Annotated in this window: 11 protein-coding genes; 6 read left to right on the forward strand and 5 right to left on the reverse strand. The window is 62.8% G+C overall.

Going from position 1 to position 15,509, the window contains the following annotated elements; genetic code table 11:
- The first annotated feature begins 11 nt into the window (after positions 1 to 11).
- Entirely contained in the window at positions 12 to 365 is a 354-nt protein-coding gene (gene uraH, locus ACZ6YA_RS00335) for a hydroxyisourate hydrolase (RefSeq protein WP_401071647.1), read from the forward strand.
- A gap of 229 nt (positions 366 to 594) precedes the next feature.
- Here the strand turns inward: uraH and ACZ6YA_RS00340 are convergent, their stop codons facing one another.
- Positions 595 to 1,944 (reverse strand): NCS2 family permease, encoded by a 1,350-nt coding sequence (locus ACZ6YA_RS00340; protein WP_400803646.1) that lies wholly within the window; start codon positions 1,942 to 1,944, stop codon positions 595 to 597.
- A gap of 283 nt (positions 1,945 to 2,227) precedes the next feature.
- Here ACZ6YA_RS00340 and ACZ6YA_RS00345 point away from each other — a divergent pair, with 283 nt between their 5' ends.
- Both ACZ6YA_RS00345 and aqpZ read left to right on the forward strand, forming a co-directional pair.
- A complete protein-coding gene (locus ACZ6YA_RS00345; protein WP_400803644.1) occupies positions 2,228 to 2,983 on the forward strand; it encodes a GntR family transcriptional regulator in 756 nt (251 codons plus the stop codon).
- A gap of 160 nt (positions 2,984 to 3,143) precedes the next feature.
- Positions 3,144 to 3,842, forward strand: a complete 699-nt coding sequence (aqpZ, locus tag ACZ6YA_RS00350) for an aquaporin Z (protein WP_465894711.1) — start codon at positions 3,144 to 3,146, stop codon at positions 3,840 to 3,842.
- Here the strand turns inward: aqpZ and guaD are convergent.
- From guaD to xdhA, 4 genes are all read right to left on the reverse strand, one after another.
- On the reverse strand, positions 3,839 to 5,143 hold the full coding sequence (gene guaD / locus ACZ6YA_RS00355) for a guanine deaminase (RefSeq protein ID WP_465894713.1): 1,305 nt from the start codon (positions 5,141 to 5,143) through the stop codon (positions 3,839 to 3,841). The two genes, aqpZ and guaD, sit on opposite strands and share 4 nt — an antisense overlap.
- A 10-nt stretch (positions 5,144 to 5,153) precedes the next feature.
- The gene (gene xdhC / locus ACZ6YA_RS00360) at positions 5,154 to 5,999 is read right to left on the reverse strand and encodes a xanthine dehydrogenase accessory protein XdhC (RefSeq protein WP_465894714.1); all 846 of its coding nucleotides are present in this window, start codon (positions 5,997 to 5,999) and stop codon (positions 5,154 to 5,156) included.
- 138 nt (positions 6,000 to 6,137) lie between these two features.
- Entirely contained in the window at positions 6,138 to 8,537 is a 2,400-nt protein-coding gene (gene xdhB, locus ACZ6YA_RS00365) for a xanthine dehydrogenase molybdopterin binding subunit (RefSeq protein WP_465894715.1), read from the reverse strand.
- On the reverse strand, positions 8,530 to 9,984 hold the full coding sequence (gene xdhA / locus ACZ6YA_RS00370; RefSeq protein ID WP_465894716.1) for a xanthine dehydrogenase small subunit: 1,455 nt from the start codon (positions 9,982 to 9,984) through the stop codon (positions 8,530 to 8,532). The genes xdhB and xdhA overlap by 8 nt, the downstream gene beginning before the upstream one ends.
- Positions 9,985 to 10,251: 267 nt before the next feature.
- Here xdhA and ACZ6YA_RS00375 point away from each other — a divergent pair, with 267 nt between their 5' ends.
- From ACZ6YA_RS00375 to zipA, 3 genes are all read left to right on the forward strand, one after another.
- Positions 10,252 to 10,911: a GntR family transcriptional regulator gene (locus ACZ6YA_RS00375; RefSeq protein WP_465894717.1), complete on the forward strand. Its 660-nt coding sequence runs from the start codon at positions 10,252 to 10,254 to the stop codon at positions 10,909 to 10,911.
- A gap of 3 nt (positions 10,912 to 10,914) precedes the next feature.
- Positions 10,915 to 14,403, forward strand: a complete 3,489-nt coding sequence (gene smc / locus ACZ6YA_RS00380) for a chromosome segregation protein SMC (protein ID WP_465894718.1) — start codon at positions 10,915 to 10,917, stop codon at positions 14,401 to 14,403.
- 203 nt (positions 14,404 to 14,606) lie between these two features.
- Positions 14,607 to 15,491, forward strand: a complete 885-nt coding sequence (zipA, locus tag ACZ6YA_RS00385; RefSeq protein WP_465894720.1) for a cell division protein ZipA — start codon at positions 14,607 to 14,609, stop codon at positions 15,489 to 15,491.
- The last annotated feature ends 18 nt before the right edge of the window (positions 15,492 to 15,509 follow it).

A 15,509-nucleotide genomic window follows, 5' to 3' on the forward strand; every position in this document is an offset into this window, starting at 1 on the left:
GGCGACAAGCAATGGGACGTTTGACTACACACGTACTGGATGCCGCTCACGGCTGCCCGGGCAGCGCGATCAAGGTCGAGCTGTACCGCGTCGAAGGCCAGCAGCTCGAGCTGGTGAACACTGCCCTGACCAACAGTGATGGCCGCGTCGACGCGCCGCTGCTGCAGGGTGACGATTACCGTACCGGCGTTTACCAGCTGCAGTTCAGTGCTGGCGCCTACTACCGTGCGCGCGGCGTTCAGCTGCCGGACACGGCGTTTCTGGATGTTGTTGTGCTGCGCTTTGGCATCGACGAGAAGCAGGATCACTACCACGTGCCGCTGCTGATTTCGCCGTATAGCTATTCGACCTACCGCGGGAGCTAGTTGGTCGCTAGAAGAATCTTCGTAGGTCCTTGGCCCGCTCTCACACTGGCGGGCTTTTTTTCGTCTGCTGTTTTTGTGTTGTTTGTATGGTCCTCTTCGCGGGGCAAGCCCGCTCCCACAAGACTTGTGGTGACACCTGTGGGAGCGGGCTTGCCCCGCGAAGAGGCCGGTAGACCCCACACAAAACAAAAGGGCGCACGAGGCGCCCTTTGTTGGTGCAAATGGAGTGTCAGAGGAACACGAACTTGGCAATGAAGATCGCGCACAGCACCCACAAGCTGGCCGAGATCTCCTTGTACTTGCCGGTACCGGCCTTCAGCGCCACATAACTGATAAAGCCCAGGGCAATACCGTCCGCCACCGAGAAGGTCAGCGGCATCATGATCACCGTGACGATCGCCGGAATGCTGTCGGTGGCTTCGTCCCAGTGGATGTGCGCCATGCTGCCCATCATCAGCATGGCCACGTAGATCAACGCACCGGCAGTGGCGTAGGCAGGAATCATCCCGGCCAGTGGGGCAAAGAACATCGCCGCGACGAACAGCAGGCCAACCACCACCGCCGTCAGGCCGGTACGCCCACCGGCGGCCACGCCGGCAGCACTCTCCACATAGCTGGTAACCGGCGGCACGCCGACCACGGCGCCGAACACACTCGATGCACTGTCTGCTTTCAGTGCCTTCGACAGTCCTTCGATACGCCCGTCCGGTGCCACCAGGTTGGCCCGCTGGGCCACGCCCATCAGGGTGCCGGCAGTGTCGAACATGTGCACGAAGAGGAACGCCAGGACCACGCTGATCATGCTGACGTTGAACACGCCCGCCACATCCATCGCCATCCAGGTCGGTGCCAGGCTCGGCGGCATCGACATCACCCCGCCGAACTTCACCAGGCCCAGGCCCCAGCCGGCCAGCGTCACGCCGATGATGCTGATCAGGATCGCGCCGAACACGCGTTTGTAGCTGAGGATGGCGATCAACAGGAAGCAGATGGCCGCCAGCAGCGGGCCAGGCTCATGCAGCGAGCCCAGCTTGATCAGCGTGGCCGGGCTGTCGACGATGATGCCCGCGGTCTTCAGGCCGATCAGCCCGAGAAACAATCCGACGCCAGCCCCCATGGCATGGCGCAAGCTTACCGGGATGCTGTTGAGCAGCCACTCGCGCACTTTGGACAGGGTCAGAAACATGAACAGCACGCCCGAGACGAATACCGCGCCCAGCGCCGTTTCCCAGTTGTAGCCCATGGTGCCGACCACGGTGTAGGTGAAGAAGGCGTTCAGCCCCATGCCGGGTGCCAGGCCTACCGGCCAGTTGGCGTACAGGCCCATCAACAGGCAGCCGAGCGCGGCGGCGATGCAGGTGGCGACGAATGCCGCCCCGTGATCGATGCCGGCGTCGGCCATGATGTTGGGGTTGACGAAGATGATGTAGGCCATGGTGATGAAGGTGGTCACCCCGGCGATCAGCTCGGTTCTGACGGTGCTGCCGTGTTGCTTGAGTTTGAAAATCCGTTCCAGCCAACTCGTTTCGAGCGGTGGAGCGAGATCCAGCGTAGGTGCGTCGGATTTGCGGCTTTCCACAGCGATACTCCTCAAGTCTTTCTTGTTGTTCTTGGAGCCAGTGACCTGCGCAATGCACTTGGTGGCTCCGCGAGGGATGGCAGACGTCTGACGCGCTTAGTTGACTTACGGGTCAAGAAGTTGCCCGATGGATTATGCTTTTGTGTACAAAGAAAGCAAATAATGTTTTATGTTTTGTGCGCACAATCTGCCGCGCATCGGCTATATAGGTAAAAGCCCACCTGCAGAAACGGCTCAGCCTGTGTACAATGGCGCCATACTTTCCTTCGCGCTTCGAGAGCTCATGAACGAACAGCTGCAACCTCTGAAGAAACCTTCACGTGCTGGCAAGGCTGGCCGCAGTGGTACCCAGGACGACATCGTCTATGCGCATATCTTCGAGGCGATCCTCGAACAGCGTCTGGCGCCGGGCACCAAGTTGAGCGAGGAAGCGCTGGGTGAGATCTTTGGCGTCAGCCGCACCATCATTCGCCGTGCGTTATCGCGCCTGGCCCATGAAAGCGTGGTGCTGCTGCGGCCCAACCGTGGCGCGGTGGTGGCCAGCCCAACGGTCGAAGAAGCGCGTCAGGTGTTCTTCTCGCGGCGCATGGTCGAGCGCGCCATCACTGAGCTCGCCGTGCAGCACGCCACCCTGGAGCAACTCAACGAGCTGCGTCAGATGGTACGCGAGGAGCGCGACAGCTTCTCGCGGGGCGATCGCGGTGCCGGTATTCGCCTTTCCGGCGAGTTCCACCTCAAGCTCGCCGAGGCGGCCGGCAATGCGCCGTTGGTGAGTTTCCAGCGCAGCCTGGTCTCGCAAACGTCGCTGATCATTGCCCAATATGAGAGCGGCAACCGCTCACACTGCTCGTATGACGAGCACATGCAGCTGATCGATGCCATCGAGGCGCGTGACGCCGAACAGGCGGTGAGCCTGATGATGCATCACATGGACCACATCGACAGCAAGCTGAACCTGGACGAGGAAAGCGCCTCGGACGACTTGCATGCGGTGTTCTCGCACCTGTTGAAAAAGCCGAAGGCTGCAGCCAAGGGTTGATCGTTTGCCTGTGTATCGAAGGGGCCGCTAAGCGGCCCCTTTTTGTTGCGCTGCCTGCTGGCCATTCGCCGAATACCTGATAAATTTGCTAGTTGCAAACCCCTTTTCAATGTGGTTGGGCTTGCGCAGTCGCTGCGTTCCACTACTTGAGGAGAGGTCCATGACTACGTCTCTGGGTGTGCGCGTGGGTGCCGAGCTGGTTGGCACTTTCTGGTTGGTGCTGGGCGGGTGCGGCAGTGCCGTGCTGGCGGCCAGCTCTCCGGTCGGCATTGGTGTTCTCGGTGTCGCCTTCGCTTTTGGCTTGACTGTCCTGACCATGGCATTCGCCATCGGCCATATTTCCGGTTGCCACCTCAACCCCGCTGTGTCGTTCGGACTGGTAGTGGGTGGGCGTTTTCCGGCCAAGGAGTTGCTGCCCTACGTCATCGCCCAAGTGATCGGGGCCATTCTGGCTGCGGCGGTGATCTACTTCATTGCCAGCGGCAAGGCGGGTTTCGAGCTATCGTCGGGCCTGGCGTCCAACGGCTACGCCGACCACTCGCCCGGCGGCTATTCGCTGGCGGCGGGTTTTGTCAGTGAAGTGGTGATGACGGCGATGTTTCTGGTGATCATCATGGGCGCCACCGACGCGCGGGCCCCGGCGGGGTTCGCGCCTATCGCCATTGGTCTGGCCCTGACTCTGATTCACCTGATCTCGATCCCGGTCACCAACACCTCGGTCAACCCCGCGCGTAGCACGGGGCCGGCACTGTTCGTCGGTGGCTGGGCCTTGCAGCAGCTGTGGCTGTTCTGGCTGGCGCCGCTGATCGGGGCGGCGATCGGCGGCGCGTTGTACCGGGGCCTGGCGAAAGAACCTTAGCGCTGGTGCACGCAACGCCCGGCGGCGAAGGTTTCACGCACCGTGCGGTCGTCGCCCAGAGTGGTGAGCACGAACAGGGTTTCTTCGATGCTGGTGGACTGCTGGATGCGGTAGTCCAGCAACGGCGTGGCCTTGTAGTCGAGCACCACGAAGTCGGCATCGTTGCCGGGGCGCAGGCTGCCGATACGGTCATCCAGACGCAGCGCACGGGCGCCGCCGAGGGTGGCCAGGTACAGCGATTTGTACGGGTGCAGGCGTGCGCCTTGCAGCTGCATCACCTTGTACGCCTCGTTCAGGGTGTTGAGCAGCGAGAAACTGGTGCCAGCGCCCACGTCGGTGCCCAGGCCGACGTTGACCTTGAACTTCTCCGCTTGCGGCAAGTTGAACAGGCCGCTGCCGAGGAACAGGTTTGACGTCGGGCAGAAGGCGATGGCCGAGCCGGTTTCGGACAGGCGCTGGCATTCGTCGTCGCACAGGTGCACGCCGTGGGCGAACACCGAACGCTCGCCGAGCAGCTCGAAGTGGTCGTAGACGTCCAGATAGCCTTTCTGCTCAGGGAACAGCTCCTTGACCCAGTCGATTTCCTTGAGGTTCTCGGACAGGTGGGTGTGCATGTATACGCCCGGGTGCTCCTTGAGCAGTTGCCCCGCCACCGACAGTTGCTCAGGGGTGCTGGTCGGCGCGAAGCGCGGGGTAACCGCATAGTGCAGGCGGCCCTTGCCGTGCCAGCGCTCGATCAGTGCCTTGCTCTCGGTATAGCTGGTTTCGGCGGTGTCGGTCAGGTAGTCCGGTGCGTTGCGGTCCATCATCACCTTGCCGGCGATCATCCGCAGGTCCAGACGCTCGGCCTCTTCGAACAAGGCATTGACCGACTGCGGGTGCACGCTGCCGAATACCAACGCAGTGGTGGTACCGTTGCGCAGCAGTTCCTTGAGGAAAATCTTCGCCACCTTGTCGGCATGATCCTTGTCGGCGAACTGCTTTTCGCACGGGAAGGTGTAGGTATTGAGCCAGTCCAGCAGCTGTTCGCCGTAGGAGCCGATCATGCCGGTCTGTGGGAAGTGGATGTGGGTATCAATGAAGCCCGGGGTTATCAAGGCATCCTGGTAATGCACTACGTCGATGTCGGCATCGAGCGTCGGCAGTAACTCGCTGGCGTCGCCGAGGGCGCTGATGCGGCCGTCGTCGATCACCAGCAGGCCGTCCTCATAATACTCATGGGAGGCTTGCAGGCCGACCTCGGCCGGGTCGGCGACGCTGTGCAGAATGGCGGCACGGTAGGCTTTGCGGGTAACGGTCATAACACACTCGTCATAGGGCTTGGCTGCGCCGGGAGGGCGGCAGCAACTGGGCAATGGGGCCGGCGTTGACGCCAGCGTCGTGCTGGCCGAAGCAGGCGTTGTAGGTGGCGATGATTTCGCCGGCGATGGACACGGCGATCTCGATGGGCAGCTTGCCCTTGACCTCGGCGATGCCCATCGGGCAGCGCATGCGCGCCACTACGGCGTCATCGAAACCGCGCTCGCGCAGGCGGTGCTCGAACTTGACCCGTTTGGTCTTCGAGCCGATCAGGCCGAACCAGGTGAAATCGTTGCGCTTGAGAATGGCGGCGGTCAGTTCCAGGTCGAGCTGGTGATTGTGGGTCATGACGATGCAATAGCAACCGGCCGCCAGCTCGGCGACTTCATCGACTGGCTCCTCGCTGACCACCTTGATCACCCCGTTGGGGATGAGCGCGGGGAATTCCTGTTCGCGCGAATCGATCCAGCGCACCCGGCAGGGCAGCGCGGCGAGCAAGGGTACCAGAGCACGGCCAACATGGCCCGCACCGAACACGGCGATCTGCGCCTGCACGGCGGCCATCGGTTCAAACAGCAGCACGGTGACGCCACCGCAGCATTGGCCGAGGCTGGCGCCCAGGCTGAAGCGCTCCAGGTGTGGGGTGCTGCGATGCTCTTCGAGCATCTGCCGGGCGATGTGCAGCGCCTTGAACTCCAGGTGGCCGCCGCCGATGGTGTCGTACAAAGCACTGGCGCTGACGACCATTTTCGAGCCGGCATTACGCGGGGTCGAGCCGCGTTCCTCAATGATGGTCACCAGCACGCAGGGTTCACCGCGGGACTGGTGGTCGGCGAGGGCGTTGATCCATTGGTGCATGATTCAACCTCTCTACAAAGATGCACGCGGTCCTTGTGGGAGCGGGCTTGCCCGCGAAGAACACACCGCGGTGCATGGCAAGGGCTTCGCCCTTGTTCGCGGGCAAGCCCGCTCCCACAGGGTTCGGTGGTGCACCGGTTACTGCGTTACGGTTTCCAGTTCGGGTGAGGCCGGCTGCGCCGCAGCCACTTCCCTGCGCATCTGCTCACACCCCCACAACACCCGCTCCGGCGTCGCCGGTGCGTCGATATTCGGTTGCACGCGGTAGTCGGCGATGCTGGCCACCGCGTCTTTGAGCGCGCACCAGGCGGCGATGCCGAGCATGAACGGTGGTTCACCCACGGCTTTGGAGTGGAACACGGTGTCTTCCGGGTTCTTACGGTTTTCAACCAACTTCACCCGCAGGTCCAGCGGCATGTCGGCCACGGCCGGGATCTTGTAGCTCGCCGGGCCGTTGGTCATCAGCTTGCCCTTGGCGTTCCACACCAGTTCTTCGGTGGTCAGCCAGCCAGCACCCTGGATGAAGCCGCCTTCCACCTGGCCAATGTCGATGGCCGGGTTCAGTGAGTCGCCAACGTCGTGCAGGATGTCAGCGCGCAGCATCTTGTACTCGCCGGTCAGGGTGTCGACGATCACCTCGACGCAGGCTGCGCCGAAGGCGTAGTAGTAGAACGGCCGGCCGCGGGCCTGGCTGCGGTCGTAGAAGATCTTCGGCGTGCGGTAGAAGCCGGTGGTCGATAACGACACCTGGGCGAAATACGCCTGCTGCACCAGTTGCTCGAAGCTGACGATCTGGTCGCGCGTGCGCACGTGACCGTTGCGGAATTCGACGTCTTCCTCGGTCACGTTATAGTGCCGTGCGGCAAACTCGGTCAGGCGCTTCTTGAGGATCTCGGCCGCATTTTGCGCGGCCTTGCCGTTCAGGTCGGCACCGCTGGATGCGGCGGTCGGCGAGGTATTGGGCACCTTGTCGGTGTTGGTGGCGGTAATCTGGATGCGGCTGAAATCGACCTGGAAGACTTCCGCCACCACCTGCGCGACCTTGGTGTTCAGGCCCTGGCCCATCTCGGTGCCGCCGTGGTTCAGGTGGATGCTGCCATCGGTATAGATGTGGATCAGCGCGCCGGCCTGGTTGAGGAAGGTGGCGGTGAACGAGATACCGAACTTCACCGGGGTCAGCGCCAGGCCTTTCTTCAGAACTGGGCTGTTGACGTTGAAGCGGCGGATCGACTCGCGACGCTCGGCATAGTCGCTGCTGGCTTCCAGTTCGGCAGTCATTTCCTCGAGCATGTTGTGCTCGACGGTCTGGTAGTAGTGGGTGACGTTGCGCTCGGTCTTGCCGTAGTAGTTGGCCTTGCGCACGGCCAGCGGGTCGCGGCCCAGTTGGCGGGCGATGTGGTCCATCACCTGCTCGATGGCGACCATCCCCTGCGGGCCGCCAAAGCCCCGGTAGGCCGTGTTGGAAGCGGTGTTGGTCTTGCAGCGGTGGCCGTGCACCGTGGCATCTCCCAGGTAATAGGCGTTGTCGGAGTGGAACATGGCGCGGTCGACGATCGAACCGGACAGGTCGGGCGAGTAGCCGCAGTTGCCGGCCAGGTCGAAATTGATGCCGTGCAGGCGGCCATCGTCATCGAAGCCGACGTCGTACTCCACGTAGAACGGGTGACGCTTGCCGGTCATCATCATGTCTTCGACGCGCGGCAGGCGCATCTTGGTCGGCTGGCCGGTCAAGCGCGCGATCACTGCACACAGGCAGGCCGGGCTGGCAGCTTGAGTTTCCTTGCCGCCAAAACCACCGCCCATGCGGCGCATGTCGAGCACCACCTTGTTCATTGGCACGTCGAGCACTTCGGCGACCAGCTTTTGCACTTCGGTGGGGTTTTGCGTGGAGCAATAGACGATCATGCCGCCGTCTTCAGTGGGCATTACCGACGAGATCTGCGTTTCCAGGTAGAAGTGCTCCTGGCCGCCGATGTGCAGCGTGCCTTGCAGGCGGTGCGGGGCGCTGGCCAGGGCGGCAGCGGCATCACCGCGCTGGTGGGTGTGGCTGTCGAGCACGAAGTGCTTTTTGCGAAATGCCTCGACCACGTCCAGAACCGGCTCCAGGTCTTCGTACTCGACGATCGCGGCCATCGCCGCGCGGCGCGCTGTGTCGAGGTCGCGGGCGGCGACGGCGAGCACCGGCTGGCCGAAGAACTCGACCTTGTCGATAGCCAGCAGCGGGTCGCCAGCGACCACTGGGCCGATGTCCTTGAGGCCGGGGATGTCCTCGTGGGTGATGGCGATGCGTACGCCTTCGAAGGCATAGCACGGCGTGGTGTCGATGCGCAGGATGCGCGCGTGGGCGCGGTCGGCGGTGCGCGCATAGACGTGCAGCTGGTTTGGGAAGTCCAGGCGGTCGTCGATGTACACCGCCTCGCCTGCCACGTGCTTGTCGGCGCTGTCGTGCTTGACGCTGCGACCGACTCCGGTGGTCAGGTCCTGGCTGAACAGTTCGGCCATCTCGGCCTGGCTCTTGACGACGTGATGGTTAGACATAGTCGGTCACCCGGGTTTCGATGTACGGCGTTTGCAGTTCGATGAAGTACTTGCGCAGCAGGTTCTGCGCGGTCAGCAGGCGATACTCCTTGCTGGCGCGGAAGTCGCTGAGCGGCGTAAAGTCTTCGGCCAGGGCCTGGCAGGCACGTTCGATGCTGGCCTGATTCCAGGGTTTGCCGCGCAGGGCGGCTTCACAGGCACGGGCGCGCTTGGGGATGGCAGCCATGCCGCCGAAGGCGATGCGCACACCGCTGACCACGCCGTCTTCGATGCTCAGGTTGAAGGCGCCGCACACGGCCGAGATGTCGTCGTCCAGGCGCTTGGATACTTTGTAGGCACGGAAGGCCCAGTCGTTGCTGGCTCGTGGCACGATGATCTTCTCGATGAACTCGCTGTCCTGGCGGGCAGTGATGCGGTAGTCGATGAAGTAGTCTTCCAGCGGCATCGTGCGCTGGCGTTCGCCCTGGCGCAGGACAATCTGCGCATCGAGTGCGATCAGCAGGGGCGGCGAGTCGCCGATCGGCGAGGCGTTGCCAATATTGCCGCCGAGTGTGCCTTGGTTACGGATCTGCAGCGAGGCGAAGCGGTGCAGCAGGTCGCCAAAATCGGGGTATTCCTCGTTCAGCGCGCCGTAGCAGTCGGTCAGCGAAGTGGCGGCGCCGATTTCCAGGTGGCTGGCAGTTTTGTCGATGCGCTTGAGTTCAGCCACGTGGCCGACGTAGATCATCACCGGCAGGGTCTTGTGGAACTGCGTGACCTCCAGCGCCAGGTCGGTGCCACCCGCCAGCAGGCGCGCTTCGGGGTGCGAGCTGTACAAGTCGGCCAGGTCGGCGACGGTCAATGGCACCAGGCAGCGCTTGTCGCCGCTGTTGAGTTCGCCGGTCTGGGTCGGCGCGATGGCCTTGAGGCGGCTGATGGTCTGCGCCTGCTGGGCGTCGAACTGGTCGCGGCAGGGCAGCCGGCAGCTCTGCTCGGCGGCGTCGAGAATCGGCCGGTAGCCAGTGCAGCGGCACAGGTTGCCGGCCAGGGCTTCCTGGGCCTGATGCAAGTCATGGCCTTGGCTGTTCTTCTGCAGGGCGAACAACGACATGACGAAACCGGGGGTGCAGAAACCGCATTGCGAGCCGTGGCAGTCGGCCATGGCCTGTTGGACGCTGTGCAGTTGACCTTGATGCTTGAGGCCTTCGACGCTGATCAACTGCTTGCCGTGCAACGACGAGACGAAAGTCAGGCAGGAGTTGAGGCTGCGGTAGCGCAGGCTGTCCTGGCCATCATCATCCTGGGTCAGCTCGCCGACCACCACGGTGCAGGCGCCGCAGTCGCCGCTGGCGCAGCCCTCTTTGGTGCCGGGTTTGCCCAGGTGCTCGCGCAGGTATTGCAGCACCGTCATGTTCGGGTCCAGGGCGTGCTCGCTGCGTAGCTCCTGGTTGACGAGAAACTGGATCACGGGGATGGCCTCGCAATGGTTTTATTGTTGTTGGGCGGACAATAAGCAGAGCTGACGCGCTGGTCAATAATTTTCTGACTCAAAGGTCAAGAAGTTGCGCGTGAGCCAATCTGGCCGCCCGGAATACCCATACCTGAAGCATAGATCGCGCCGCGCACGTGACTGCCCGGCGGGTCAAATAAAGCCCGTCGTCCCTCTGCGCGAGTGCTGGCCAAGTGCGCTACAATCGCCCACTTGTGCCCAGTTCAATGATTTTGAAGGAAAACCATGACGTTCAAGGCGCCGGACAGCCTCTCCGAGCAGATCGCCGACTACCTGGCCGAACGCATCATTCGCGGCGAGCTCGTGCCCGGTGAGCGCATCCAGGAGCAGAAGGTCACCCAGGCGCTGAATGTCAGCCGTGGCTCGGTGCGCGAAGCGCTGTTGATCCTCGAACGTCGCCATCTGGTTGCGATCCTGCCACGCCGTGGGGCTCATGTGACCAAGCTGGATGAGCGCAGCGTGCGCAGCCTTTGCGCATTGATGGGCGAGTTCTACATCCTGCTGGGCAATGCCGTCGCGCAAAAATGGCGCACCGACGGCGACCTGCGCCCGTTCCTGGACATCCAGCAACGTCTGCAGCACGCCCGCGAGCAAGCAGACATCAAGGCGTTCGTCGCCGACAGTTTCGCGGTGATGCGCGCCGCCTATCCGTTCGCCGACAACCCTTACCTGCAGGAAACCGTGGAAAACCTGCAACCGGCCATGAGCCGCGCCTATTATCTGGCCCTGGATCAGCGCCAGGCCAACATGATCGATTACCTGGAACTGTTCGCCCGCCTGCTCGACGCCGTGGTCGCCCGTGATCTACCGCGCATCCGCGAGGTGCTGACCGCCTACTGCCAGCGCAGCTGCGAGCTGGTACTGGCGGCGCTGGCCCGAGGCTGACCGATGCGCCTTAAGTGCATTCGCCTGGCCGGGTTCAAGTCGTTCGTCGACCCCACCACGGTCAACTTCCCCAGCAACATGGCGGCCGTGGTCGGCCCCAATGGCTGCGGTAAATCCAACATCATCGATGCGGTGCGCTGGGTGATGGGCGAAAGCTCGGCGAAAAACCTGCGCGGCGAGTCGATGACCGACGTCATCTTCAATGGCTCCACCAGCCGCAAGCCGGTGAGCCAGGCGAGCATCGAGCTGATTTTCGACAACAGCGAAACCACGCTGCTGGGCGAGTACGCGGCTTATGCGGAAATTTCCATCCGCCGCAAGGTCACTCGCGACGGGCAAAACACCTATTACCTGAACGGCACCAAGTGCCGTCGCCGCGACATCACCGACATTTTCCTCGGCACTGGTCTGGGTCCGCGCAGTTATTCGATCATTGAGCAGGGGATGATCTCCAAGCTGATCGAAGCCAAGCCCGAGGAGCTGCGCAACTTCATCGAAGAGGCCGCTGGCATCTCCAAGTACAAGGAGCGCCGCCGCGAGACCGAGAGCCGCATCCGCCGCACCCAGGAAAACCTGGCGCGCCTGACCGACCTGCGCGAAGAGCTGGAGCGTCAGCTCGAACGCCTGCATCGCCAGGCCCAGGCCGCCGAGAAGTACCGCGAATACAAAGCCCAGGAACGTCAGCTCAAGGCGCGCCTGTCGGCCCTGCGCTGGCGCGACCTGGATGAACGCGTGCGTCAGCGCGAAGTGGTGATTGGCGATCAGGACGTGGCCCACGAGGCACTGGTCGCCGAGCAGCGCAACGCCGATGCCAGCATCGAGCGCCTGCGCGACGGCCATCATGAATTGTCCGAACGCTTCAACCAGGTGCAGGGCCGCTTCTATTCGGTGGCCGGCGATATCGCCCGGGTCGAGCAGAGCATCCAGCACGGCCAGCAGCGCCTGCGCCAGTTGCAGGATGACTTCAAGGAAGCCGAGCGCACGCGCCTGGAGACCGAATCGCACCTTGGGCACGACCGCACGCTGCTGGCCACCCTCGGCGAAGAGCTGGGCATGCTCGAACCCGAGCAGGAAATGACCCTGGCCGCGGCCGAAGAGGCCGCCGCTACCCTCGAAGAAGCCGAGCTGGGCATGCACGGTTGGCAGGAGCAGTGGGACAGCTTCAACACCCGCTCCGCCGAGCCGAGACGCCAGGCCGAAGTGCAGCAGTCGCGCCTGCAGCAGCTCGAGGCCAGCCTGGAACGCATGGCCGAGCGCCAGCGCAAGCTGGGCGAGGAGCACGATCAGATGGCTGCCGACCCGCAAGACGGCGCCTTGCTGGAATTGTCTGAACAGTTGGCCGCCAGCGAGATGCAGTTGGAAGAATTGCAGCTGTCGGAAGAGCAGGTAGTCGAACGCCTGGAGGGCGTGCGCGAACTGTTGCAGCAGGCGACACACGCCCAGCAGCAACAGCAGGGCGACCTGCAGCGCCTGGGTGGCCGCCTGGCTTCGTTGGAGGCTTTGCAGCAAGCTGCGCTGGAGCCTGGTGCGGGTGCGGCTGACTGGCTGCGCGGCCAGGGCCTGGAACAGCGTCCGCGCCTGGCCGAAGGGCTGCGGGTTGAACCAGGTTGGGAGCTGGCGGTGGAAACCGTGCTGGGTGCCGATCTGCAAGCCGTGCTGGTGGACGATTTTGCCGGGCTCGACTTTGCCGAACTCGAACAAGGTGAGTTGCGCTTGCTGGTGGCGGGCGCAGAGGGTGCCCGTCAGCCCGGCAGCCTGCTCGACAAGGTCGAAGGGCACACCGACCTCGCCCCCTGGCTGGCCCAGGTCAGGCCCGTCGAGGACCTCGCCCAAGCCATGGCCGAGCGTTCAGCGCTGGCTGAAGGGCAGAGCCTGGTCAGCCGCGATGGTTACTGGGTCGGTCGGCATTTCCTGCGCATCAGCCGGGGTGGCGACGCCCAGGGTGGCCTGCTGGCGCGCGCTCAGGAAATCGAGCGCCTTGGTGAAGAACAATTGACGCTGGAAGCTGCGCTTGGGCAGCTGGAAAATCAGTTGCAATCGTTGCGCGAGCAGCAACTGGGCCTAGAAGAAGGGCGCGAGCAGCTGCGTCGTCGCACCCAGGAAGAAAGCCGCCAGCACGGCGAGCTCAAGGCCAGCCTTTCAGCAGGCCGCGCCCGTGCCGAGCAGGTCGAGTTGCGTCGTCGCCGTATAAATGAAGAATTGACCGAACTCCAGGAACAACGTGCCTTGGAGCATGAGCAGCTGGGCGAGGCGCGTCTGGTGCTCCAGGAAGCCTTGGAGCTGATGGCCGAGGATACCGAGCAGCGCGAGCAACTGATGGCCCGCCGCGATACCCTGCGTGAGGGGCTCGACCGCATTCGCCAGGACGCCCGGCAGCATAAGGACCACGCCCACCAGCTGGCCGTGCGCCTCGGTTCGCTGCGCGCCCAGCACGACTCCACTCATCAAGCGCTGGAACGCCTGGAACAACAGGCCGCGCGCCTGAGCGAGCGACAGGAACAACTGAGCCTGAACCTGGACGAGGGCGAGGCACCGCAGGAAGAGCTGCGCCTGAAACTGGAAGAGTTGCTGGAGCGGCGCATGAGCGTCGACGAGGAAATGCGCCAGGCCCGCCTGCACATGGACGAAGCCGACCGCGCCCTGCGCGATGCCGAAAAACGTCGCACCCAGGCCGAGCAGCAGGCCCAGTTGCTGCGCGGACAGCTCGAGCAGATGCGCCTGGAGAACCAGGGCCTGGATATACGGCGCAAAACCCTGCAGGAACAATTGCTGGCAGATGGCTACGATTTGCTGGTTGTGCTGGCCACCGTCGAGGCCGATGCCAGCGAGCAGGGCACCGAGCAGGATTTGGAGCAAATCGATGCGCGCATCCAGCGCCTTGGCGCGATCAACCTGGCGGCGATCGAGGAGTACGAACAGCAGTCCGAGCGCAAACGTTACCTCGACGCCCAGGACGCCGACCTGGTCGAAGCACTCGATACGCTGGAAAACGTCATCCGCAAGATCGACAAAGAAACCCGCAACCGCTTCAAGGATACCTTTGATCAGATAAATGCCGGATTACAGGCACTTTTCCCAAAAGTTTTCGGTGGTGGCAGCGCTTATCTGGAACTGACGGGCGAAGATCTACTCGATACAGGGGTGACGATCATGGCGCGACCTCCGGGCAAGAAGAACAGCACCATCCACTTGCTGTCCGGCGGCGAGAAGGCACTGACCGCATTGGCGCTGGTGTTTGCCATTTTCAAGCTGAACCCCGCACCGTTCTGCATGCTCGACGAGGTCGATGCGCCGCTGGACGATGCCAACGTCGGGCGGTATGCCCGGCTGGTCAAGGAAATGAGTGAAAGCGTGCAGTTCATCTACATCACCCATAACAAGATTGCCATGGAAATGGCGGACCAGTTGATGGGGGTGACCATGCACGAACCGGGCTGTTCACGTCTTGTTGCAGTTGATGTAGAGGAGGCGCTGGCCATGGTCGACGCCTGATGAGCGAAGATAGGGCGAATTCTGTAGGTAAATGGCCCCGCCATGTGCGACAGACGGTGTAAAGTTGTCTTTGGTCGTGCTAGCTTAATGTCACTCGTTTTTTGCGTGGGTAAAACGCCTGTCAGAACATAGAGTTGGCGCCACGTGTTAAAGGGCTTTGAAGCCTTTGTTTTCAAGCATATTTTATAGAGGCACGGGATTACATGGAAATCGGTCTGCGCGAGTGGCTGATCGTCATCGGCATCATTGTCATCGCCGGTATTCTTTTCGACGGCTGGCGCCGCATGCGCGGCGGAAAAGGCAAATTGAAATTCCGTCTGGACCGCAGTTACTCCAATGTGCCGGACGACGAGGGCGGCGCTGAAGTACTCGGCCCGTCGCGGGTGCTGGAGACCCAGAAGGAGCCGGAGCTGGACGAAAGCGACTTGCCGTCGCTCAGCGCTCCTGTGCGTGAGCGCGAACGTGAACCGAAGCCGGCCAAGGCCAGCAAGCGTGGCAAGCGTACCGCCGAAGTTCAGCCGCAGGGCGACCTGGACCTGGTGGCCGAGCCGCGTGAGCCAGACCTGTTCGCCGACAGCAACGACGATTTTGCCGCCGACGACAAGCGCAGCAACGGCTTTGCTACCAGTGGCAATCCCGCCAAGGAGCTGCCGCCGGTGGAAGAGGTGCTGGTGATCAGCGTGATCTCCCGCGATGAAGGTGGTTTCAAGGGCCCGGCGCTGCTGCAGAACATTCTCGAAAGTGGCCTGCGTTTCGGCGAAATGGACATTTTCCACCGCCATGAAAGCATGGCCGGTCATGGCGAAGTGCTGTTCTCCATGGCCAATGCGGTCAAGCCCGGCATTTTCGACCTGGACGACATCGACCACTTCAGCACCCGTGCGGTGAGTTTCTTCCTCGGCCTGCCAGGCCCGCGTCATCCGAAGCAAGCTTTCGACGTGATGGTCGCAGCAGCGCGCAAGCTGGCCCACGAGCTCGATGGCGAACTCAAGGATGACCAGCGCAGCGTGCTAACCGCGCAGACCATCGAGCATTACCGCCAGCGCATCGTCGAGTTCGAGCGCCGCGCGCTGACCCAGAAACGCTGATGTCATTGAGCGAGCGGA

It is taken from the genome of Pseudomonas sp. NPDC090752 (assembly GCF_055584805.1).

Coding starts and splice junctions, on each gene's coding strand:
- uraH (WP_401071647.1), top strand. CDS start 12: ATGGGACGTTTGACTACACACGTACTGGATGCCGCTCACGGCTGCCCG.
- ACZ6YA_RS00345 (WP_400803644.1), top strand. CDS start 2,228: ATGAACGAACAGCTGCAACCTCTGAAGAAACCTTCACGTGCTGGCAAG.
- aqpZ (WP_465894711.1), top strand. CDS start 3,144: ATGACTACGTCTCTGGGTGTGCGCGTGGGTGCCGAGCTGGTTGGCACT.
- guaD (WP_465894713.1), bottom strand. CDS start 5,143: ATGACCGTTACCCGCAAAGCCTACCGTGCCGCCATTCTGCACAGCGTC.
- xdhC (WP_465894714.1), bottom strand. CDS start 5,999: ATGCACCAATGGATCAACGCCCTCGCCGACCACCAGTCCCGCGGTGAA.
- xdhB (WP_465894715.1), bottom strand. CDS start 8,537: ATGTCTAACCATCACGTCGTCAAGAGCCAGGCCGAGATGGCCGAACTG.
- ACZ6YA_RS00375 (WP_465894717.1), top strand. CDS start 10,252: ATGACGTTCAAGGCGCCGGACAGCCTCTCCGAGCAGATCGCCGACTAC.
- smc (WP_465894718.1), top strand. CDS start 10,915: ATGCGCCTTAAGTGCATTCGCCTGGCCGGGTTCAAGTCGTTCGTCGAC.
- zipA (WP_465894720.1), top strand. CDS start 14,607: ATGGAAATCGGTCTGCGCGAGTGGCTGATCGTCATCGGCATCATTGTC.